This is a genomic window from Demequina activiva (genome assembly GCF_016862815.1).
GTDB lineage: Bacteria > Actinomycetota > Actinomycetes > Actinomycetales > Demequinaceae > Demequina > Demequina activiva.
The window spans coordinates 102119-123647 of sequence record NZ_BONR01000003.1 but is presented as its reverse complement, the minus strand read 5'-3'; the positions used below and the strand labels follow the sequence as shown (position 1 = coordinate 123647).

Here is a 21529-nt window from a genome sequence, read left to right as displayed (position 1 = left end):
CGGCGGCAACCGTCGCCACGAAACACAGAAGGACCCGAAACCACCATGGCAGCACCGAAGAAGAAGGTCGCCGGCCTGATCAAGCTCCAGATCCAGGCAGGCGCCGCCAACCCCGCGCCGCCCGTGGGCCCCGCCCTCGGTCAGCACGGCGTCAACATCATGGAGTTCTGCAAGGCCTACAACGCGGCCACCGAGTCGCAGCGCGGCAACGTGATCCCCGTGGAGATCACGGTCTACGAAGACCGTTCCTTCACGTTCATCACGAAGACCCCGCCGGCAGCAGAGCTCATCAAGAAGGCCGCAGGCGTCCAGAAGGGCTCCGGCGTCCCGCACACCGACAAGGTCGGCTCGATCACCGATGCGCAGGTTCGCGAGATCGCTGAGCAGAAGATGAGCGACCTCAACGCCAACGACATCGACGCCGCCGCGAAGATCATCGCCGGAACCGCGCGTTCGATGGGCATCACCGTCAACTGACGCACCACCCCAGTGGGAGGGCCGCGCTGGCCCGGAACCACGACTGCACAGGAAAGAGAAGCAGATGACCAAGCGCTCCAAGGCTTACAAGGATGCGGCGCAGCTCGTCGACCGCACCCAGCTGTACACCCCGCTCGAGGCCGTGCGCCTCGCGCAGAAGACGTCCTCGAAGAACACCGACTCGACCATCGACGTCGTGTTCAAGCTCGGCGTCGACCCCCGCCACGCGGACCAGTCGGTCCGCTCCACCGTCATCCTGCCCCACGGCACCGGCAAGACCGCTCGGGTCCTGGTCTTCGCCAACGGTGACAAGGCGGAGGCGGCCCGCGAGGCCGGCGCCGACTTCGTGGGCGGCGACGAGCTGATCGAAGAGGTCCAGAACGGCAAGCAGGACTTCGACGCCGTGGTCGCGACCCCGGACCTCATGGGCAAGGTGGGACGCCTCGGAAAGGTCCTCGGACCCCGCGGCCTCATGCCGAACCCCAAGACCGGCACCGTGACGATGGATGTGGCGAAGGCCGTGTCCGACATCAAGGGCGGAAAGATCGAGTTCCGCGTCGACAAGCACGCCAACCTGCACACGGTGATCGGCAAGGCGTCGTTCGGCGACGAGAAGCTGCTCGAGAACTTCCAGGCCGTGCTCGACGAGGTCCAGCGCGTCAAGCCGTCCGCCTCCAAGGGTCGCTACATCATCAAGGCCGCCGTCTCCGCGACCACCGGCCCGGGCATCCCGGTCGACACCGCGGTCAAGGCCGACAGGTAGTCCCTGACACCAGCCGCCCTCGCGCGCGGTCCGGAGACCCCGGTCCGCACGTCTGAGAGCATGTGCGCTGCGGCTCCCGCCTACCCGGAGGGGCCCAGCGCGCCATGGTCCGGCTCCCGTCCGGGAGCCGGACCATCACCGCGTGGGGTCGCCGAGAACCGGCGGGCCGCGTACTACGATCAATGGCAAAGACGCCCGGCACTCGAGCGTGGACATGCGGCTCGTGCCCAGCGCTAAGGAGTCACATGGACATGTCAGGAGTCGTCGTCTGCTCGTTCTACACGGCGGATGACTACTATCGCGCCCACGCGGAGAGCCTTCGCAAGAACCTCGAGAACCTGGGGATCGAGCACGTCCTCGAAGAGGTCGAGAAGAAGGAGGGCGAGGACTGGGCAGACATCTGTCGCAAGAAGATCGGCTTCCTCGCGGGAGTGTGCGAGAGCCACCCTGACAAGCGCGTCTTCTGGATCGACGTGGACTGCAAGCTCCTCGACCTCCCCGAGTACGTCGCGGGCTTCACCGCGGACATCCTCGGCTTCCAGCGCGGCTTCGGCTCGCCGCTGAAGATCGGCTACCACCGCCGCACGCGCTTCTGGGAGCCCTGCTTCTTCGGCATCGCGCCCACCCCCATGGGACGCAAGTTCATCCGTGACGCGTACGAGTACGAGCGCTCCGCTGACATCAAGGCGACCGACGACTACTTCTTCGAGGAGTCCTGGCGCGCCAACGCCGGCACCCTGTCCTTCCAGATGCTCCCTCGCACGGCCGTGGTGGCCCCCGAGGTGGGCGCCGACACGGATGCCCGCCCCTTCTTCTCGTTCGGCTCGAGCGGCAACGTCGCGGAGTTCAAGGGCAAGGTCGTCCAGCACACCGGTGACATGGACACCGTCAAGATTCCGCTGAGCGTGCGCGTGCGGGAGGCAGGTCGCAAGGCCGCCAAGCGCGCCGAGCGCGCGCTTCCTGCGCGCGCCGCGAAGACGCTGCGCCGCGTGTCCGACACCGCCGGCGTGACGGGAGTCCTCACCGGAGGATCGTTCGGGACCGCCGAGGCGACCCTTGGCGCGGCGTCCGACTCGCCGCACCGTCAGGCCATCCTGCGGGAGATCCTCCGTCACGGCCAGAACGGCGATGTCGAGGCGCTGCAGGATCGCGCCGCCGCCCTCACCCGCCTGGGGATCCCCACCACCAAGGAGCGCAACGCCATCCGCGGCGCGGAGGCGTTCGCGTACTACGCCTCCCGCGGCCAGGGATCGCCGCTTCCCATGGTGTGGTGGGCCCGTCCGTTCCCTGGGAACTTCGGCGACTGGCTGAGCCCCCTCATCGCTGCTCACTACACCGAGCGTCCCATCACCTTCCTGCCGCCGACGGCGGTGTCGAGCAAGCCCAACATTGTGAGCATCGGCTCGATCGGTCGCTTCATCAAGAGCAACTCCGTGGTGGTGGGCACCGGCATCTCGAGCCTCGACGTCGAGCTGGTCAAGAAGGCCACCTACGTCTCGGTGCGAGGCCCGCTCACGGCGCAGGCGCTCAAGGACAGCGGCGGCGAGGACGTCGACTCGTTCGGCGACCCCGGTCTGCTCGTGTCGAGGGTGCTGCCCATCTCGCGTGGTGAGACCAACGGCCGCATCGCCCTGGTGCGCCACTACACGCACATCCCGATCCACCTGCAGCTGCCGTCCGACGTCGACGAGCTGAGCGTGCTGCGCTCGCACCCCGACGACATCGCGGAGTTCCTCGAGTCGCTCGTCAAGTACGACATGGTCGTGACGAGCGCGATGCACGTGATGATCGTATGCCACGCGTATGGCATCCCGGTGACCCTGGTGACGTTCGAGGGCTTCGAGTCCTCGGTGCACGGCACGGGGATCAAGTACGAGGACTACTCGCGCGGCGCGGGCCTGCAGCGCGTCTACGAGCCCATCAACGTTCCGATCGACCTCCGTGAGGTGGACCTGCGCGGCATGGCGATCGAGGAGAAGGTGAGCGACGCGAAGCTGGACGAGATCGAGGCCGCGATGCGTCGCGGACTCGAGCTGCTCGAGAACGAGACCGGCGCCTGACGATGCTGGCGCACCTGTGGGGTGCGCTGCGTGAGCTGTTCCCGGCGCGGCGCCACAAGAACGTCATCCTGGGGCTCATCGTGGTCATCGCGATCGTGCCGCTGTCCGAGATGGCGGTGGCGAAGCTGTTCTCCGGGATGGTCATCGACGGTCCCGAGCTGATCCGCACCGATCCGCAGGCGGTGTTCGTCCAGATCGCGATCTTCTTCGCGGCCTTCATCGTGGCGCGCGGGATGCAGCACGCCGCCCGGGCCTATCGGGTGCGCGCGATCAACACCGCGTTCAGGGACTCCGACCGCGCCCCCAGCCCCAGTCAGCAGAGCTGGGAGTGGGCGCTCGCCTTCGAGCTCACCGGGGTGCTCGCGACGCTGGTCCAGGCCGCGGTGTTCTCGCTCCTGTTCCTCGTGCTGGATCCGCTCATCGGCATCGTCAACCTGTTCGTCGCGGGCTTCGTGATCGCCCTCGTCGCCTCGATGTTCGACCGTCAGCTGCGCATCCAGCGCGAGTTCGCGTACACGCGCGCCAAGCCCAGCTCGGACTCGATCGCGCTGCGCGTGCGCACCCGTGTGATCACGGGCGAGCAGGGCGCGATGATCGGCTCCGCGGCGCTGGTGCTCATGCTCGGGGCGCTGCTGTGGCAGGTGCTCGCGGGGGAGGCGCCGCTCGACAACGCGATCGTGCTGTTCCTGGGCCTGCGTCTGATGTACGGACAGCTCAGCAACCTGTCCTCTGGCGCGATGCGCTTCGCCCGGGCGCTCGCGAACCGCGACAAGGGCCTCGTCGGCGCACGGCGCGGCCAGCTGCCCGACGTCACCATCGGCTACTCGAGCCTGTCGTCCCGGCTCGAGGGGATCCCGGACCCGGCGTCCATGCGCGGCGCTGAGGTGGTCGTGGTCGCCCAGACCGGCGGCGACCAGGGCCCGTCGGAGTCGGAGCAGGAGACCATCGCGGCGCTCGAGGACAAGGGGGCGGCCGTCACCGTCCTGCGCTCTCGGGGCGTCGCCAAGAGCCGTAACGAGGTGATGCGCCAGGCGACGCGCAAGTACCTGGTGTTCTGCGACGACGACGTGACGGTGGACCTCGACGGCATCTCCGACGTCGTCGCGCACATGCGGGACACGGGGGCGGCCTTGGTGCTCGCACGCGCCGTCGACGAGGACGGCAACCTGCGCAAGAAGTACACGACGCGGGACCGCCGCCTGTCGCTGCTGACCAGCGGGAAGGCCGCGACCTACGAGATGGTCGTGGACATGGACCAGGTCAAGGCGCAGGACGTCTGGTTCGACGAGCGGTTCGGCGCCGGCGCCCGGCTGTACCTCGGCGACGAGTACATCTTCATCGCTGACGTGATGCGCGCCGGCATGCGTGCGGAGGCCGTGCCCATCACCATCGCGATGCACCCGCGGGAGAGCTCGGGCTCGCGCTGGGCGACGGACGAGGACCTCGAGGCTCGCGCCGCCGCGGTCACCCGCGCCTGGGGATCGCGGGCGTGGCTGGGCCGGTCGCTGTTCGCGGCTCGCCACGTGCGCACCTTCGGCCCCTCCGGCGCCGTCCGCTTCGTCCGCGGCCCCCACGGTCTCTGACGCTCGGTTGCGGGCGGCCCCGCCGGTCGCGTATGCTGTCAAGGCCCAAGACCGCCGGTCGTCGGGTCCGGAGCATCCGGATACGACCGAAGTCCCGCAGCAGCGGGGACCAGCGCAGGTGAGATCGAGAGTGCTTCGCGCGCACACCTCAGGGCGACCTTCGGGTCGCCTTTCGTGTGTGAGGCCGATGCGCCACCGGCCCCGCCTGCGCGGGGCCTTGTCTGTTCCCGGGACGGGCCGTCTCCGCAAGGAGGCGACGGCGGTCACCCAGAGGAAGGACAAACATGGCGACGCCAGACAAGGTGGCGGCAGTCAAGGAGATCGCGGACCGTTTCCGCGAGTCCAACGCTGTCATCGTCACCGAGTACCGCGGTCTGTCTGTTCCGCAGCTCGCTGAGCTGCGTAGCAACTTGCGCGGCGCCGCGACCTACAGGGTCGCGAAGAACACTCTCACGGCGCTCGCGGCCAAGGAAGCCGGCGTGGAGGGTCTCGACGACCTCTTCGTGGGCCCCACGGCCATTGCATTCGTCACCGGTGATCCGGTGGAGGCTGCAAAGGGTCTGAAGGAGTTCAGCAAGACCAACGACGCGCTCGTCCTCAAGGGCGGCGTGCTCGACGGAAATGTGCTCTCGGCATCCGAGATCCAGAAGCTCGCAGACCTCGAGTCCCGCGAAGTGCTGCTCGCCAAGGCAGCGGGTGCCTTCAAGGCATCGCTGTTCGGTGCGGCATACATGTTCCAGGCACCGCTCGCTCAGGCGGCGCGTGCTGTCGACGCCCTGCGTGCCAAGCAGGAAGAAGCGGCCTGAGGGCCGCGCACCCCATCTCACCCCCCTGCTCCACGCAGATAACAGGTAAGGAAACACATCATGGCTAAGCTCTCCACCGAGGAGCTCATCGAGCAGTTCAAGGAGCTCTCGCTCATCGAGCTGTCCGAGTTCGTCAAGGCGTTCGAGGAGACCTTCGAGGTCACCGCCGCCGCTCCGGTCGCCGCCGCTGCCCCCGTCGCCGCTGGCGCCGCCGCCGAGGAGGTCGAGGAGAAGGACGAGTTCGACGTCATCCTCGCCGCCGTCGGCGACAAGAAGATCCAGGTCATCAAGGAGGTGCGCGCGCTCACGTCGCTCGGCCTCGGTGAGGCCAAGGCGCTCGTGGACGAGGCTCCCAAGCCCGTCCTCGAGGGCGCGAAGAAGGAGGACGCGCAGAAGGCGAAGGAGCAGCTCGAGGCTGCCGGCGCCACGGTCGAGCTCAAGTAGTTCCGACCCTCGCTCCACGCAGAGGCCGGGTCGCCCTTCGGGGCGGCCCGGCCTCTGTGCTTGCCCTTCGGGGACGGCCGATGCGGGCATCGGCCGTCCAGGTGAGGGGGAGTGGGTCACGATCTGGTGACGTTACGGTGCGGCGCGCTTGACGATGAGCGCGCACCGGGTGGACAATCCGGCGCGCCGCGACTACTGTAGGTAGTTGCGCTGTCTATGCCCTGCCCTCACATGCCTACCTGGCGTGCGTCCGCTCTGAGAGTGGTTTCGCCCCAGGGTCCGGTGGAGCCGTGGTTCAAGACTCGCGTCACGCACGCTATCAAAAGGGAAGGACCCGCCCTTGGCTGCCTCGCGCACCCCCTCGGCAACTGCCATCGCCAACCGCTCCGCATCACCGCGCATCTCCTTTGCACAGATCGACGAGCCGATCGAGGTCCCCAACCTCCTCGGCATCCAGACCGAGAGCTTCGACTGGCTCGTCGGCAACGCCTCCTGGAAGGCCCGTGTCGACGCTGCGAAGAAGGAGGGACGCGACGACGTCCCCGAGATCGCCGGACTGCAGGAGATCTTCGAGGAGATCTCGCCCATCGAGGACTTCGGTCAGACGATGTCGCTGAGCTTCTCGGACCCGTACTTCGAAGAGCCGCGCCACACTCCTGAGGAGTGCAAGGAGAAGGACTTCACCTACGCGGCACAGCTGTTCGTGACCGCGGAGTTCATGAACAACACGACCGGCGAGATCAAGTCGCAGACCGTGTTCATGGGCGACTTCCCGCTCATGACGCCCAAGGGCACGTTCATCGTGAACGGCACCGAGCGCGTCGTGGTCTCGCAGCTGGTCCGCTCGCCCGGCGTGTACTTCGAGCGCACGGCGGACAAGACCTCCGACAAGGACATCTTCACCGCGAAGGTCATCCCCTCGCGCGGAGCATGGCTCGAGTTCGAGATCGACAAGCGCGACGCCGTGGGCGTCCGCGTCGACCGCAAGCGCAAGCAGCCGGTCACGCTGTTCCTCAAGGCCCTCGGCCTGAGCGACGAGCAGATCGCCGACGAGTTCAAGGACTTCCCTGCCGTCCTCGAGACGCTCGAGAAGGACACGGTGCACTCCCACGAGGAGGCGCTCGTCGACCTGTACCGCAAGCTCCGCCCGGGCGAGCCGCCCACGGTCGAGGCCGGTCAGAACCTGCTCGACAACTTCTACTTCAACGCCAAGCGCTACGACCTCGCCAAGGTGGGTCGCTTCAAGCTGAACAAGAAGCTCAAGGTCGGCAAGGCCCTGGGCGACTCCGTCCTCAGCGTGGACGACATCATCGCCACGGTGAAGTACATCGCCGCCGCGCACGCCGGTCACGCCACCTTCGAGTCCCTCGCGGGCACCGTCGAGGTCGAGACCGACGACATCGACCACTTCGGCAACCGTCGCATCCGCGCCGTGGGCGAGCTGGTCCAGAACCAGATCCGCACCGGCCTGTCGCGCATGGAGCGTGTGGTGCGCGAGCGCATGACGACTCAGGACGTCGAGGCCATCACGCCGCAGACCCTGATCAACACGCGCCCCGTGGTCGCCGCCATCCGCGAGTTCTTCGGAACCTCGCAGCTGTCGCAGTTCATGGACCAGAACAACCCGCTCGCGGGTCTGACCAACAAGCGCCGCCTGTCGGCGCTCGGCCCGGGCGGCCTGTCGCGCGACCGTGCCGGCATGGAGGTCCGTGACGTCCACCCGTCGCACTACGGCCGCATGTGCCCCATCGAGACGCCTGAAGGCCCGAACATCGGCCTCATCGGCGCGCTCGCGACGTACGGCCGCGTGAACCCGCTCGGCTTCGTCGAGACCCCGTACCGCAAGGTCATCAAGGGCAAGGTCTCGGACAAGGTCGACTACCTCACGGCTGACGACGAGGACCACTTCGTCATCGCGCAGGCCAACGCCGAGCTGTCCGACGACAACTCGTTCGCCGAGGAGCGCGTCCTGGTCCGCTCGAAGGGCGGCGAGGTCGAGTTCGTGCCGCGCGACGCCGTGGACTACATGGACGTCTCGCCGCGCCAGATGGTGTCGGTCGCGACGGCCCTGATCCCGTTCCTCGAGCACGACGACGCCAACCGCGCGCTCATGGGCGCCAACATGCAGCGTCAGGCGGTCCCGCTGGTCCGCTCCGAGGCGCCGCTGGTCGGCACCGGCATGGAGCGCCGTGCGGCGATCGACGCCGGCGACGTGGTCGTGGCCACCAAGGCCGGAGTCGTCACCGAGGTGAGCTCTGACCTGGTCACCGTCGCGAACGACGATGGCACCACGGGCTCGTACCGCATCGCCAAGTTCGAGCGCTCGAACCAGGGCACCAGCTACAACCAGCGCGTGCTGGTCGACGAGGGCGACAAGCTCGTCGAGGGCTCCGTGATCGCTGACGGCCCCGCGACGGACAACGGCGAGCTCGCGCTCGGCCGCAACCTGCTCGTCGCCTTCATGTGCTGGGAGGGCCACAACTACGAGGACGCGATCATCCTGTCGCAGCGCCTCGTGGAGGACGACGTCCTGTCCTCGATCCACATCGAGGAGCACGAGGTCGACGCCCGTGACACCAAGCTGGGTCCCGAGGAGATCACCCGCGACATCCCGAACGCCTCCGAGGAGGTCCTCGCGGACCTGGACGAGCGCGGCATCGTGCGCATCGGCGCCGAGGTCCGTGCCGGAGACGTCCTGGTCGGCAAGGTGACGCCCAAGGGCGAGACCGAGCTCACCCCGGAGGAGCGCCTGCTGCGCGCGATCTTCGGCGAGAAGGCCCGCGAGGTGCGCGACACCTCGCTCAAGGTCCCTCACGGCGAGTCCGGCACCGTCATCGGCGTCCGCGTGTTCACCGAGGAGGAGGGCGACGACCTTCCTGCCGGCGTCAACGAGCTGGTGCGCGTCTACATCGCGCAGCGTCGCAAGATCCAGGAGGGCGACAAGCTCGCCGGCCGCCACGGCAACAAGGGCGTCATCTCGGTGATCCTGCCGCAGGAGGACATGCCGTTCCTCGAGGACGGCACCCCGGTCGACGTGGTGCTCAACCCGCTGGGCGTGCCCGGCCGCATGAACGTCGGTCAGGTCCTCGAGACCCACACCGGCTGGGTGGCCAAGCACGGCTGGGACGCCACCGACGTGACGGCTGACTGGGCTAAGCGCCTGCCGGACGCCGCTCGCAGGTCGGAGCCGGGCACCCCGGTCGCGACCCCGGTGTTCGACGGCCTCCAGGAGGACACCCTCATCAACCTGCGCTCGACCATCAACCCCAACAGGGACGGCGAGCGTCTGGTGAACGACGACGGCAAGGCGCGGCTGTTCGACGGCCGCTCCGGCGAGCCGTTCCCCGAGCCGGTGGCGGTGGGCTACAAGTACATCCTGAAGCTCCACCACCTCGTGGACGACAAGATCCACGCTCGCTCGACCGGTCCGTACTCGATGATCACGCAGCAGCCGCTGGGTGGTAAGGCCCAGTTCGGTGGCCAGCGCTTCGGCGAGATGGAGGTCTGGGCCCTCGAGGCCTATGGCGCCGCCTACGCCCTCCAGGAGCTGCTGACCATCAAGTCTGACGACGTGGTGGGCCGCGTGAAGGTGTACGAGGCCATCGTCAAGGGTCAGAACATCCCCGACCCCGGCCTGCCGGAGTCGTTCCGCGTGCTGATGAAGGAGATGCAGTCGCTGTGCCTGAACGTCGAGGTCCTCAACTCCGAGGGTCACGTCGTCGAGATGCGCGAGTCCGAGGACGACGCGTACCAGGCCGCCGAGTCGCTCGGCATCTCCCTGTCCAGCCGCCCCGACGCCTCGAGCGTCGACGAGATCTAAGCAAAGGAACTGACTGTGCTCGATGTCAATGAGTTCGGCGACCTCCGCATCGGTCTGGCCACGGCGGAGGACATCCGCACCTGGTCGCATGGCGAGGTGAAGAAGCCCGAGACGATCAACTACCGCACGCTCAAGCCGGAGAAGGACGGACTCTTCTGCGAGAAGATCTTCGGTCCCACCCGTGACTGGGAGTGCGGCTGCGGCAAGTACAAGCGCGTCCGCTACCGCGGCATCATCTGCGAGCGCTGCGGCGTCGAGGTGACCCGCTCCCGCGTGCGTCGTGAGCGCATGGGCCACATCGAGCTCGCCGCTCCCGTGACCCACATCTGGTACTTCAAGGGCGTCCCGTCGCGCCTGGGGTACCTCCTCGACCTGGCCCCCAAGGACCTCGAGAAGGTCATCTACTTCGCCGCCTACATGGTGACCGAGGTGGACGAGGACGGCCGTCACGAGGACCTTCCGAAGCTCCGCAACGAGATCGAGAAGGAGAAGAAGCTCATCGCGAACCAGCGCGACGCGGACATCAACGCCCGCGCCGAGAAGCTGGAGAAGGACATCGCGGAGCTCGAGGCCGAGGGCGCCAAGGCCGATGCGAAGCGCAAGGTCAAGGACGGCGCCGAGCGGGAGATGGCGAACCTGCGCAAGCGCGCGGACGCCGAGATCGACCGCCTCGACCAGGTCTTCGACCGCTTCGCGAACCTCAAGGTCCAGGACCTCGAGGGCGACGAGCTGCTCTACCGCGAGCTGTCGCGCCGCTACGGCTCGTACTTCAAGGGCTCGATGGGCGCCGAGGCGATCCAGAAGCGCCTGCAGACTTTCGACCTCGAGGCCGAGGCCGAGAGCCTGCGCGACACCATCGCGAACGGCAAGGGCCAGCGCAAGACGCGCGCGCTCAAGCGCCTCAAGGTGGTCAACGCGTTCCTGACTACCACCAACTCGCCCGTGGGCATGGTGCTGGACGCAGTTCCGGTCATCCCGCCGGACCTGCGTCCCATGGTCCAGCTGGACGGCGGTCGCTTCGCGACCTCCGACCTCAACGACCTCTACCGCCGCGTCATCAACCGCAACAACCGCCTCAAGCGCCTGCTCGACCTCGGTGCCCCCGAGATCATCGTGAACAACGAGAAGCGCATGCTGCAGGAGGCGGTGGACGCCCTGTTCGACAACGGCCGCCGCGGCCGTCCCGTCACGGGTCCTGGCAACCGTCCCCTCAAGTCCATCTCGGACATGCTCAAGGGCAAGCAGGGACGCTTCCGCCAGAACCTCCTGGGCAAGCGCGTCGACTACTCCGGCCGCTCGGTCATCGTGGTGGGTCCCCAGCTCAAGCTGCACCAGTGCGGTCTGCCCAAGCAGATGGCGCTCGAGCTCTTCAAGCCGTTCGTCATGAAGCGACTGGTCGAGCTCAACCACGCGCAGAACATCAAGTCCGCCAAGCGCATGGTCGAGCGCTCGCGTCCCGAGGTCTGGGACGTGCTCGAGGAGGTCATCACCGAGCACCCGGTGCTGCTGAACCGTGCGCCCACGCTGCACCGACTGGGCATCCAGGCGTTCGAGCCCCAGCTCGTCGAGGGCAAGGCCATCCACCTCCACCCGCTCGTGTGCGGCGCGTTCAACGCCGACTTCGATGGTGACCAGATGGCCGTGCACCTGCCGCTGAGCGCGGAGGCGCAGGCGGAGGCCCGCGTGCTGATGCTCTCGAGCAACAACATCCTCAAGCCCTCGGACGGCCGTCCGGTGACCATGCCCTCGCAGGACATGATCATCGGCCTGTACCACCTGTCCCTGGGCAAGGAGGGCGAGAAGGGCGAGGGCCGCTCGTTCAGCTCGGTCAGCGAGGCACGGATGGCGTTCGACTCCGGCGACATCTCGCTCAACGCCGAGATTCGCCTGCGCGTGGATGGCGACACCATCCCGCCGCTGGGCGTCGAGCTGCCCGAGGGCCACATCGAGGGCGAGCCCTACACGCTCACCACCACGCTGGGTCGCGCGCTGTTCAACGAGCTGCTCCCGGTCTCCTTCCCTTACGTCAACCGCGACGTGGACAAGAAGATCCTCGGCGGCATCGTCAACGAGCTCGCCGAGCGCTATCCCAAGGTCGAGGTCGCTGCCTCGCTGGACGCGCTCAAGGCAGCCGGCTTCCACTGGGCGACCCGCTCGGGCGTGACGATCGGCATCGGCGATGTCGCGACTCCTCCGAACAAGCAGGAGATCCTGGAGCGCTACGAGGCTCAGGCCGTCAAGGTCCAGGAGCAGTTCGAGACCGGTCTGATCACGGATGACGAGCGCCGTCAGGAGCTCATCGAGATCTGGACCCAGGCGACGAACGAGGTCGACCGCTCCATGCGGGAGAACTTCCCCAAGCACAACACCGTCCACACCATGGTCGGCTCGGGTGCGCGTGGTAACTGGATGCAGGTCCGTCAGATCGCCGGCATGCGCGGCCTGGTGGCCAACCCCAAGGGTGAGATCATCCCGCGTCCGATCAAGTCGAACTACCGCGAGGGACTGTCCGTCCTCGAGTACTTCATCGCAACGCACGGAGCCCGCAAGGGCCTGGCGGACACGGCACTGCGCACCGCCGACTCCGGCTACCTCACGCGTCGTCTGGTCGACGTCTCGCAGGACGTCATCGTCCGCGAGGCCGACTGCGGCACCGAGCGTGGCCTGGCCATGCCGATCGTGGAGACCACGGCCGGCGGCGAGAAGGTCAAGCACGAGCGCGTGGAGACCTCGGTCTTCGCCCGCACGCTTGCGACCGACGTGCTCGACGCGTCGGGCGCGGTCATCGGCACCGCTGGCGCGGACATCGGCGACGTCCTCATCGACGCGCTGATCGCGGAGGGCATCGAGGAGGTCAAGGTCCGCTCGGTCCTGACCTGCGAGTCCGCCGTGGGCACCTGTGCCAAGTGCTACGGCCGCTCGTTGGCGACCCGTGAGCTGGTCGACATCGGCGAGGCCGTCGGCATCGTCGCGGCCCAGTCGATCGGCGAGCCCGGAACGCAGCTGACGATGCGCACCTTCCACACCGGTGGTGTGGCATCTGCGGACGACATCACGCAGGGTCTGCCCCGCGTCCAGGAGCTGTTCGAGGCCCGCACCCCCAAGGGTGAGGCCCCGATCTCCGAGGTCGCGGGAACGCTCAAGGTGGACGACTCCGAGGCGACGCGTCGACTCGTGGTCATGCCCGACGGCGGCGACGAGCCCTTCGAGTACCCGGTCACCAAGCGTTCGCGCCTGCTCGTGCAGGACGGCGAGCGCGTCGAGGTGGGCCAGCAGCTCGTGGCCGGCGCCGTCGACCCCAAGAGCGTGCTGCGCATCCTTGGGCCCCGTGCCACCCAGAAGCACCTGGTGGACGAGGTCCAGGAGGTCTACCGCTCGCAGGGCGTGGAGATCCACGACAAGCACATCGAGGTCATCGTCCGTCAGATGCTGCGTCGCGTGACGGTCCTCGAGGCCGGCGACGCCCCGCTGCTGCCGGGCGAGCTCGCGGAGCGCTCGCGCTTCGAGACCGCCAACCGTGAGACCGTGACGAAGGGCGGCAAGCCGGCATCGGCCCGCCCCGAGCTCATGGGCATCACCAAGGCGTCGCTCGCGACCGAGTCGTGGCTGTCGGCGGCCTCCTTCCAGGAGACCACCCGCGTCCTCACCGAGGCGGCGATGTCCGGCAAGTCGGACCCGCTGCTGGGTCTCAAGGAGAACGTCATCCTCGGAAAGCTCATCCCTGCGGGAACCGGACTGCACCAGTACCGGACCGCGACGGTCGAGCCCACCGAGGAGGCCAAGGCCAACCTGTTCCCGACCTTCGGGTACGAGGAGTGGGACGGACAGTACTTCTCGGAGGGCACCGGCGAGGCCGTGCCGCTCGAGGAGTTCGACATTCCTCGCGAGTAGCACCGTCCGGGCCGCGGGGCGCGCCTGCTCCGCTTTGACGAGGGCGCGGGTCACGGGTATCGTTGATACTCGTGCCCGCGTCGTCGGGCCCTCCAGCGCGCCCAGTCGGACGTGCTCACCACTGGAACGACACGCCCGGGCGCGGGGGTCGGACCATCACGAGTTTCGCAACATACAACAGACGGAGATGTAGTGCCTACGATTCAGCAGCTGGTCAGGAAGGGCCGGCACCCCAAGGCCGGCAAGACCAAGACGCCGGCGCTCAAGGCGAGCCCCCAGCGTCGCGGCGTGTGCACGCGCGTCTACACGACCACGCCTAAGAAGCCGAACTCGGCTCTGCGCAAGGTCGCTCGCGTGCGCCTGTCCACGGGCATCGAGGTCACGGCCTACATCCCGGGTGAGGGCCACAACCTTCAGGAGCACTCGATCGTGCTCGTCCGCGGCGGTCGTGTGAAGGACCTGCCCGGTGTTCGCTACAAGATCGTCCGCGGCTCGCTCGACACCCAGGGTGTCAAGGGCCGCCAGCAGGCCCGCAGCCGCTATGGCGCGAAGAGGGAGAAGAAGTAATGCCTCGCAAGGGACCGGCCCCGAAGCGGCCCATCATCAACGACCCGGTGCACGGCGCCCCCGTCGTCACCCAGCTCATCAACAAGGTGCTGCTCGACGGCAAGAAGTCGACGGCCGAGGCCATCGTGTACGGCGCCCTCGCGGGCGTCGCCGAGAAGTCCGGCCAGGACGCCGTCACGGTCCTCAAGCGCGCGCTGGAGAACATCCGCCCCGCGCTCGAGGTCCGCAGCCGCCGCGTCGGTGGCGCGACCTACCAGGTCCCGGTGGACGTGCGCCCCACGCGCTCGACCACGCTGGCGCTGCGCTGGCTCGTCGACTTCTCTCGCGCACGCCGCGAGAAGACCATGACCGAGCGGCTCATGAACGAGATCCTCGACGCTTCCAACGGCCTCGGCGCCGCGGTGAAGCGTCGCGAGGACATGCACAAGATGGCCGAGTCGAACAAGGCGTTCGCGCACTACCGCTGGTAGTCGCCGCCGCGTTCGACAGAGAACCAAGGAGAACCACTCGTGGCACAGGACGTGCTCACGGACCTCACGAAGGTCCGCAACATCGGCATCATGGCGCACATCGACGCCGGCAAGACCACCACCACCGAGCGCATCCTGTTCTACACGGGTGTGAACTACAAGATCGGTGAGACCCACGACGGTGCGTCGACGACCGACTGGATGGAGCAGGAGCAGGAGCGCGGCATCACGATCACCTCGGCCGCGGTGACCTGCTTCTGGGACAAGAACCAGATCAACATCATCGACACCCCGGGTCACGTGGACTTCACGGTCGAGGTCGAGCGCTCGCTGCGCGTCCTCGACGGCGCGGTCGCGGTCTTCGACGGCAAGGAGGGCGTGGAGCCCCAGTCCGAGACCGTGTGGCGCCAGGCCGACAAGTACGACGTCCCCCGCATCTGCTTCGTCAACAAGATGGACAAGCTGGGCGCGGACTTCTACTTCACCGTGGACACGATCATCAACCGCCTGGGCGCCAAGCCGCTGGTCATCCAGCTGCCCATCGGCGCGGAGAACGACTTCGTCGGCATCGTCGACCTGGTCGAGATGAACGCCAAGGTGTGGCCCGGCGACGCCAAGGGCGACGTGACCATGGGTGCGACCTACGAGACCACCGAGATCCCCGCGGACCTCCAGGACAAGGCGGACGAGTACCGCGCCATGCTCCTCGAGGCCGTCGCGGAGGCCGACGACGAGCTGCTCGAGAAGTACCTGGGCGGCGAGGAGCTGACGCTCGAGGAGATCAAGGCGGGCATCCGCAAGCTCACGATCAACTCGGACATCTACCCCGTCCTGTGTGGCTCGGCGTTCAAGAACCGCGGCGTGCAGCCCATGCTCGACGCCGTGATCGACTACCTCCCCGGCCCGCTCGACGTCCCCGCCATCCAGGGCCACGACGTCAAGGACGAGGAGCTCATCATCGAGCGCCACGCGGATGCCGAGGAGCCCTTCGCGGCCCTCGCGTTCAAGGTGGTCGCGCACCCGTTCTTCGGTCGTCTCACCTACGTCCGCGTCTACTCCGGCCACCTCGAGACGGGTGACCAGGTCGTCAACTCGACCAAGGGCAAGAAGGAGCGCATCGGAAAGCTCTTCCAGATGCACGCCAACAAGGAGAACCCGGTCGAGACCATCCAGGCGGGCCACATCTACGCGGTGATCGGCCTCAAGGACACCACCACGGGCGACACGCTGTGCAACCCGAACCACCAGGTCGTCCTCGAGTCCATGACCTTCCCCGAGCCCGTCATCGACGTGGCGATCGAGCCCAAGACGAAGGGCGACCAGGAGAAGCTGTCCATCGCGATCCAGAAGCTCGCCGAGGAGGACCCGACCTTCCGCGTGCGCCTGGACGAGGAGACCGGCCAGACCGTCATCGGCGGCATGGGCGAGCTCCACCTGGACATCCTCGTGGACCGCATGAAGCGCGAGTTCAAGGTCGACGCCAACGTGGGCAAGCCGCAGGTGGCCTACCGCGAGACCATCCGCAAGACGGTCGACAAGTACGACTACACGCACAAGAAGCAGACCGGTGGATCCGGCCAGTTCGCGAAGGTGCAGATCTCGCTCGAGCCCCTCGCGGCCGACGCCGAGGTCCAGTACGAGTTCGTGAACGCCGTCACCGGTGGCCGCGTCCCCCGTGAGTACATCCCCTCGGTGGATGCCGGCATGCAGAGCGCGATGGAGCTGGGCATCCAGGCCGGCTACCCCGTCGTGGGCGTGAAGGCGACGCTGCTCGATGGTCAGTACCACGACGTCGACTCCTCGGAGATGGCGTTCAAGATCGCCGGCTCGATGGCCTTCAAGGAGGCTGCGCGCCTCGCGAAGCCCGTGCTGCTCGAGCCGATGATGGCCGTCGAGGTGCGCACGCCCGAGGAGTACATGGGCGACGTCATCGGCGACATCAACTCGCGCCGCGGCCAGATCCGCCAGATGTCCGACGCCGCCGGCGTCAAGGTCGTCGACGCGCTGGTTCCGCTGTCGGAGATGTTCGGTTACGTCGGTGACCTGCGGTCGAAGACCTCAGGCCGCGCGGTGTACTCGATGTCCTTCGACAGCTATGCGGAGGTCCCCAAGGCTGTCGCCGACGAGATCATCGCAAAGACCCGGGGCGAGTAGTCCCACCGGTTGAAAACTAGATAAATACAACGACCAGTAGGGATGAAGCCCCGAATGGCCTCGCAGGCCCCCCAGGGATTAGCATCTTTACCCGAGTCTCACTAATCAGGAGGAACACCTCATGGCTAAGGCCAAGTTCGAGCGGACCAAGCCGCACGTCAACATCGGCACCATCGGTCACGTCGACCACGGTAAGACGACGCTGACCGCTGCCATCTCGAAGGTCCTGCACGACCTGTACCCGGACCTCAACCCCTTCACGCCTTTCGAGGACATCGACAAGGCCCCTGAGGAGCGCGAGCGCGGCATCACGATCAACATCGCGCACATCGAGTACCAGACCGAGAAGCGCCACTACGCGCACGTCGACGCCCCGGGTCACGCTGACTACATCAAGAACATGATCACCGGTGCCGCCCAGATGGACGGCGCGATCCTCGTGGTCGCCGCGACCGACGGTCCCATGGCCCAGACGCGCGAGCACGTGCTGCTCGCCAAGCAGGTCGGCGTCCCGTACCTGCTGGTCGCGCTGAACAAGTCCGACATGGTCGACGACGAGGAGATCCTCGACCTCGTCGAGATGGAGGTCCGCGAGCTGCTGTCGTCGCAGGGCTTCGACGGCGACGACGCTCCCGTCATCCAGGTCTCGGCGCTGAAGGCGCTCGAGGGCGACGAGAAGTGGGTCAAGTCGGTCCAGGACCTCATGAACGCCGTGGACGAGAACGTCCCGGAGCCCGTGCGTGACATGGACAAGCCCTTCCTCATGCCTGTCGAGGACGTCTTCACGATCACCGGTCGTGGCACCGTCGTCACCGGCAAGGTGGAGCGCGGCAAGCTCGCGATCAACTCGGACGTCGAGATCCTCGGCATCCGCGAGCCCCAGAAGACCACCGTCACGGGCATCGAGATGTTCCACAAGCAGATGGACGAGGCGTGGGCCGGCGAGAACTGCGGTCTGCTCCTGCGTGGAACCAAGCGCGAGGACGTCGAGCGTGGCCAGGTCGTGGTCCAGCCCGGCACCACCACGCCGCACACCAACTTCGAGGGCAAGGTCTACATCCTCAACAAGGATGAGGGTGGCCGCCACAACCCCTTCTACACGAACTACCGCCCGCAGTTCTACATCCGCACCACGGATGTGACCGGCGTGATCACGCTGCCCGAGGGCACCGACATGGTCATGCCCGGCGACACCACCGAGATGTCGGTCGAGCTCATCCAGCCGATCGCCCTCGAGGAGGGTCAGGGCTTCGCGATCCGCGAGGGCGGCCGCACCGTCGGCTCCGGCACGGTCACCAAGATCGTCAAGTAGTTCCTCGACGCCCTTCCGATGCGGGGCCTGGCTCTCGGGTCAGGCCCCGCATCGGCGCGTAGGGCCTGGGACGGGTCGCCGTAGGGCGCCCCGTGGCAGGGACCTTGCGCGCAATCCGTGGCCGCCACCCTCTCGGTTGGCGTCGCGGGCCGAAATCTGGCACAATATTCAGGTTGCCTTCTGCGGGCAGCCGCACACTCACCCACGACTACTCGAGAGATCGAGAAGCGCGCCAGTGCGTCGCGAATACGCGACACGCCCGAGCGCGGGGGTCGGAGGTGAGGGACCACAAGTCGTACGAGAGAAAAGGCAGAACCACGCCATGGCGGGACAGAAGATCCGCATTCGGCTGAAGAGCTATGACCACGAGGTCATCGACTCCTCCGCCCGCAAGATCGTCGAGACGGTCACGCGCGCCGGCGCCTCGGTGGTCGGCCCCGTGCCGCTCCCGACGGAGAAGAACGTGTTCTGTGTGATCCGTTCGCCGCACAAGTACAAGGACTCCCGCGAGCACTTCGAGATGCGCACCCACAAGCGCCTCATCGACATCGTGGACCCCACGCCCAAGGCCGTCGACTCGCTCATGCGTCTCGACCTGCCCGCGGACGTGAACATCGAGATCAAGCTCTAGAGCTGACGTAAAGGAAACCAAGCACCATGACTACGACTTCCAATGCCCAGCGCACCGTCCGTGCGCTGCTGGGTACGAAGCTGGGCATGACGCAGGTGTGGGACGAGGAAGGCCGGGTCATCCCGGTGACCGTCGTCCAGGTCGACACCAACGTCGTGACCCAGGTGCGCAACGCTGAGCGCGACGGCTACGAGGCCGTCCAGCTCGCGTTCGGCACTGTTGACCCCCGTCGTGTGACGGACCCCCTCAAGGGCCACTTCGAGGCAGCTGGCGTCACGCCGCGCCGCCACGTGGCCGAGGTCCGCACCGCTGACGCCGCCGACTACTCGCTGGGCCAGGAGCTCACCGCTGAGGTGTTCGAGGCAGGTCAGAAGGTCGACGTGACCGGCACCACCAAGGGGAAGGGCACCGCCGGTGTCATGAAGCGTCACGGCTTCGCCGGCGTCGGCGCCTCCCACGGTGCTCACCGCAACCACCGCAAGCCCGGATCGATCGGCGGCGCCTCGACGCCGTCGCGCGTGTTCCGTGGCCTCAAGATGGCCGGCCGCATGGGTAACGACCGCAAGACCGTCCAGAACCTCACCGTCCACTCGGTCGACGCCGAGAAGGGTCTGCTGCTCGTCAAGGGCGCGGTTCCCGGCAACAAGGGCGGGGTCGTCCTCATCCGCTCCGCTGTGAAGGGTGCGTGACACCATGGCTGATGCACAGACCGTCGACGTGCTCGACGCCGCAGGCAAGAAGGCCGGCACCGCCGAGCTTCCCGCCGAGGTGTTCGACGTCGTCACCAACGTCCCCCTGATCCACCAGGTCGTGGTCGCCCAGCGCGCCGCCGCCCGCCAGGGAACCCACTCCACCAAGACTCGCGGCGAGGTCGCGGGTGGTGGCCGCAAGCCGTACAAGCAGAAGGGCACCGGCCGCGCCCGTCAGGGCTCGATCCGCGCGCCCCAGTTCGCTGGCGGTGGCACCGTCCACGGCCCGCAGCCGCGCGACTACTCGCAGCGCACCCCCAAGAAGATGAAGGCCGCCGCCCTCCGTGGCGCGCTCTCGGACCGCGCTCGCGCGGGCCGTGTGCACGTGGTCGAGTCGCTTGTGAAGGGTGACGTCCCGTCCACGAGCACCGCTCTGGCGGCGCTGTCCTCGATCACCGATGGCCGTCGTGCCCTCGTGGTGCTCGAGCGTGCCGACCAGATCGCGTGGAAGTCGCTCCGCAACGCGGCAGCCGTGCACGTGCTCGCCGTGGACCAGCTCAACACCTACGACGTGCTCGTGAACGACGACACCGTCTTCACGACCGGCGCCCTCGAGGCCTTCCTCGCTGGCCCGGTCAAGGGCAAGTCGGCGACCGCCGTCGCGACCGAGTCCGAGGCGGAGGAGAACTAACGTGACCACGCTGAACAAGAACCCCCGCGACATCCTGATCCGACCCATCGTGTCGGAGAAGAGCTACTCGCTCATGGATGAGGGCAAGTACACCTTCGAGGTCGACCCTCGCGCCAACAAGACCGAGATCAAGATCGCGGTCGAGCAGATCTTCGGCGTCAAGGTCGTCTCCGTCAACACCATCAACCGCAAGGGCAAGACCCGCCGGACTCGCTTCGGCATGGGCAAGCGCAAGGATGTCAAGCGCGCGATCGTCACCGTCGGTGGCGGCGAGGCCCTCGACGTCTTCTCTGGCCACGTGGGCTAGGCAAGGAACAGGAATCTCATGGCTATTCGCAAGTACAAGCCGACGACGCCGGGCCGCCGTGGCTCGTCGGTCGCCGACTTCGTCGAGGTGACCCGTTCGGAGCCCGAGAAGTCGCTGACGCGTCCTCTGCACAAGAAGGGCGGCCGCAACAACACGGGCCGCATCACCACCCGTCACCAGGGTGGCGGCCACAAGCGCGCCTACCGCGTGATCGACTTCCGTCGTCACGACAAGGACGGCGTGCCTGCCACCGTCGCTCACATCGAGTACGACCCCAACCGCACGGCGCGCATCGCGCTCCTGCACTACGCGGACGGCGAGAAGCGCTACATCATCGCGCCGGACAAGCTCGCGCAGGGCGCGGCCGTCGAGGCCGGTGCCGGGGCGGACATCAAGCCCGGCAACAACCTGCCGCTGCGCAACATCCCCGTCGGTACTGTCATCCACGCGATCGAGCTCAAGCCGGGTGGCGGCGCCAAGATCGCCCGCTCCGCGGGCGCCTCGGTGCAGCTGGTCGCCAAGGAGGGGCGCTTCGCGCAGCTGCGCATGCCCTCCGGCGAGATCCGCAACGTCGACGCGCGCTGCCGCGCGACCGTCGGCGAGGTGGGCAACGCCGAGCAGTCCAACATCAACTGGGGCAAGGCCGGCCGCATGCGTTGGAAGGGCAAGCGCCCGACCGTCCGTGGTGTCGTCATGAACCCGGTCGACCACCCGCACGGTGGTGGTGAGGGCAAGACGTCCGGTGGTCGCCACCCCGTCTCGCCGTGGGGCAAGCCCGAGGGCCGCACCCGCAAGCCGGGCAAGGAGTCCGACAAGCTCATCGTCCGCCGCCGTCGTACTGGCAAGAAGCGCTAAGGAGCCTGA

General features: G+C 67.4%; 17 protein-coding genes. All 17 read left to right on the top strand.

Translation table 11 applies throughout. The features are described 5' to 3' along the window. Positions 1-45 precede the first annotated feature (45 nt). Positions 46-477: a 50S ribosomal protein L11 gene (gene rplK, locus Dac01nite_RS08000; protein WP_203655657.1), complete on the top strand. Its 432-nt coding sequence runs from the start codon at positions 46-48 to the stop codon at positions 475-477. 64 nt (positions 478-541) lie between these two features. After that, positions 542-1240 carry a 50S ribosomal protein L1 gene (gene rplA, locus Dac01nite_RS07995; RefSeq protein ID WP_203655655.1) on the top strand — a complete coding sequence of 233 codons (699 nt, stop codon included), beginning with the start codon at positions 542-544 and terminating at the stop codon, positions 1238-1240. 251 nt (positions 1241-1491) lie between these two features. After that, on the top strand, positions 1492-3300 hold the full coding sequence (locus Dac01nite_RS07990) for a polysaccharide pyruvyl transferase family protein (RefSeq protein WP_203655653.1): 1809 nt from the start codon (positions 1492-1494) through the stop codon (positions 3298-3300). 2 nt (positions 3301-3302) lie between these two features. Next, on the top strand, positions 3303-4883 hold the full coding sequence (locus Dac01nite_RS07985) for a glycosyltransferase family 2 protein (protein ID WP_203655651.1): 1581 nt from the start codon (positions 3303-3305) through the stop codon (positions 4881-4883). Positions 4884-5167: 284 nt separating this feature from the next. Further along, entirely contained in the window at positions 5168-5689 is a 522-nt protein-coding gene (gene rplJ / locus Dac01nite_RS07980; protein WP_203655649.1) for a 50S ribosomal protein L10, read from the top strand. 60 nt (positions 5690-5749) lie between these two features. Beyond that, positions 5750-6133, top strand: a complete 384-nt coding sequence (gene rplL / locus Dac01nite_RS07975; RefSeq protein WP_203655647.1) for a 50S ribosomal protein L7/L12 — start codon at positions 5750-5752, stop codon at positions 6131-6133. Between the two features lie 340 nt (positions 6134-6473). Continuing rightward, a complete protein-coding gene (rpoB, locus tag Dac01nite_RS07970) occupies positions 6474-9953 on the top strand; it encodes a DNA-directed RNA polymerase subunit beta (protein WP_203655645.1) in 3480 nt (1159 codons plus the stop codon). A 15-nt stretch (positions 9954-9968) separates the two neighbouring features. Then, the gene (locus Dac01nite_RS07965) at positions 9969-13844 is read left to right on the top strand and encodes a DNA-directed RNA polymerase subunit beta' (protein ID WP_203655643.1); all 3876 of its coding nucleotides are present in this window, start codon (positions 9969-9971) and stop codon (positions 13842-13844) included. A gap of 192 nt (positions 13845-14036) precedes the next feature. Continuing rightward, positions 14037-14411: a 30S ribosomal protein S12 gene (rpsL, locus tag Dac01nite_RS07960; protein ID WP_203655641.1), complete on the top strand. Its 375-nt coding sequence runs from the start codon at positions 14037-14039 to the stop codon at positions 14409-14411. Continuing rightward, positions 14411-14881, top strand: coding sequence for a 30S ribosomal protein S7 (rpsG, locus tag Dac01nite_RS07955; RefSeq protein WP_203655639.1), 471 nt, complete (start codon positions 14411-14413; stop codon positions 14879-14881). The genes rpsL and rpsG overlap by 1 nt, the downstream gene beginning before the upstream one ends. A 39-nt stretch (positions 14882-14920) precedes the next feature. After that, complete coding sequence (fusA, locus tag Dac01nite_RS07950) at positions 14921-17035, top strand: elongation factor G (RefSeq protein ID WP_203655631.1); 2115 nt, start codon at positions 14921-14923, stop codon at positions 17033-17035. 121 nt (positions 17036-17156) lie between these two features. Then, positions 17157-18347, top strand: a complete 1191-nt coding sequence (gene tuf / locus Dac01nite_RS07945) for an elongation factor Tu (RefSeq protein ID WP_203655629.1) — start codon at positions 17157-17159, stop codon at positions 18345-18347. Between the two features lie 322 nt (positions 18348-18669). Next, entirely contained in the window at positions 18670-18978 is a 309-nt protein-coding gene (gene rpsJ, locus Dac01nite_RS07940) for a 30S ribosomal protein S10 (protein ID WP_042213186.1), read from the top strand. Positions 18979-19004: 26 nt separating this feature from the next. Next, positions 19005-19667: a 50S ribosomal protein L3 gene (rplC, locus tag Dac01nite_RS07935; protein WP_203655627.1), complete on the top strand. Its 663-nt coding sequence runs from the start codon at positions 19005-19007 to the stop codon at positions 19665-19667. Between the two features lie 4 nt (positions 19668-19671). Next, positions 19672-20358: a 50S ribosomal protein L4 gene (gene rplD / locus Dac01nite_RS07930; RefSeq protein ID WP_203655625.1), complete on the top strand. Its 687-nt coding sequence runs from the start codon at positions 19672-19674 to the stop codon at positions 20356-20358. A gap of 1 nt (position 20359) precedes the next feature. Then, positions 20360-20665, top strand: coding sequence for a 50S ribosomal protein L23 (gene rplW / locus Dac01nite_RS07925; RefSeq protein ID WP_203655623.1), 306 nt, complete (start codon positions 20360-20362; stop codon positions 20663-20665). A gap of 18 nt (positions 20666-20683) precedes the next feature. After that, positions 20684-21520 carry a 50S ribosomal protein L2 gene (gene rplB, locus Dac01nite_RS07920; protein ID WP_203655621.1) on the top strand — a complete coding sequence of 279 codons (837 nt, stop codon included), beginning with the start codon at positions 20684-20686 and terminating at the stop codon, positions 21518-21520. The last annotated feature ends 9 nt before the right edge of the window (positions 21521-21529 follow it).

Excerpts from the sequence above, each read along its gene's own strand:
- tuf (WP_203655629.1), top strand. The coding sequence starts at position 17,157 with ATGGCTAAGGCCAAGTTCGAGCGGACCAAGCCGCACGTCAACATCGGC.
- rplL (WP_203655647.1), top strand. The coding sequence starts at position 5,750 with ATGGCTAAGCTCTCCACCGAGGAGCTCATCGAGCAGTTCAAGGAGCTC.
- rplJ (WP_203655649.1), top strand. The coding sequence starts at position 5,168 with ATGGCGACGCCAGACAAGGTGGCGGCAGTCAAGGAGATCGCGGACCGT.
- rplA (WP_203655655.1), top strand. The coding sequence starts at position 542 with ATGACCAAGCGCTCCAAGGCTTACAAGGATGCGGCGCAGCTCGTCGAC.
- rplK (WP_203655657.1), top strand. The coding sequence starts at position 46 with ATGGCAGCACCGAAGAAGAAGGTCGCCGGCCTGATCAAGCTCCAGATC.
- Dac01nite_RS07985 (WP_203655651.1), top strand. The coding sequence starts at position 3,303 with ATGCTGGCGCACCTGTGGGGTGCGCTGCGTGAGCTGTTCCCGGCGCGG.
- rplC (WP_203655627.1), top strand. The coding sequence starts at position 19,005 with ATGACTACGACTTCCAATGCCCAGCGCACCGTCCGTGCGCTGCTGGGT.
- rpsG (WP_203655639.1), top strand. The coding sequence starts at position 14,411 with ATGCCTCGCAAGGGACCGGCCCCGAAGCGGCCCATCATCAACGACCCG.
- Dac01nite_RS07990 (WP_203655653.1), top strand. The coding sequence starts at position 1,492 with ATGTCAGGAGTCGTCGTCTGCTCGTTCTACACGGCGGATGACTACTAT.
- rplD (WP_203655625.1), top strand. The coding sequence starts at position 19,672 with ATGGCTGATGCACAGACCGTCGACGTGCTCGACGCCGCAGGCAAGAAG.
- rpsJ (WP_042213186.1), top strand. The coding sequence starts at position 18,670 with ATGGCGGGACAGAAGATCCGCATTCGGCTGAAGAGCTATGACCACGAG.
- rplB (WP_203655621.1), top strand. The coding sequence starts at position 20,684 with ATGGCTATTCGCAAGTACAAGCCGACGACGCCGGGCCGCCGTGGCTCG.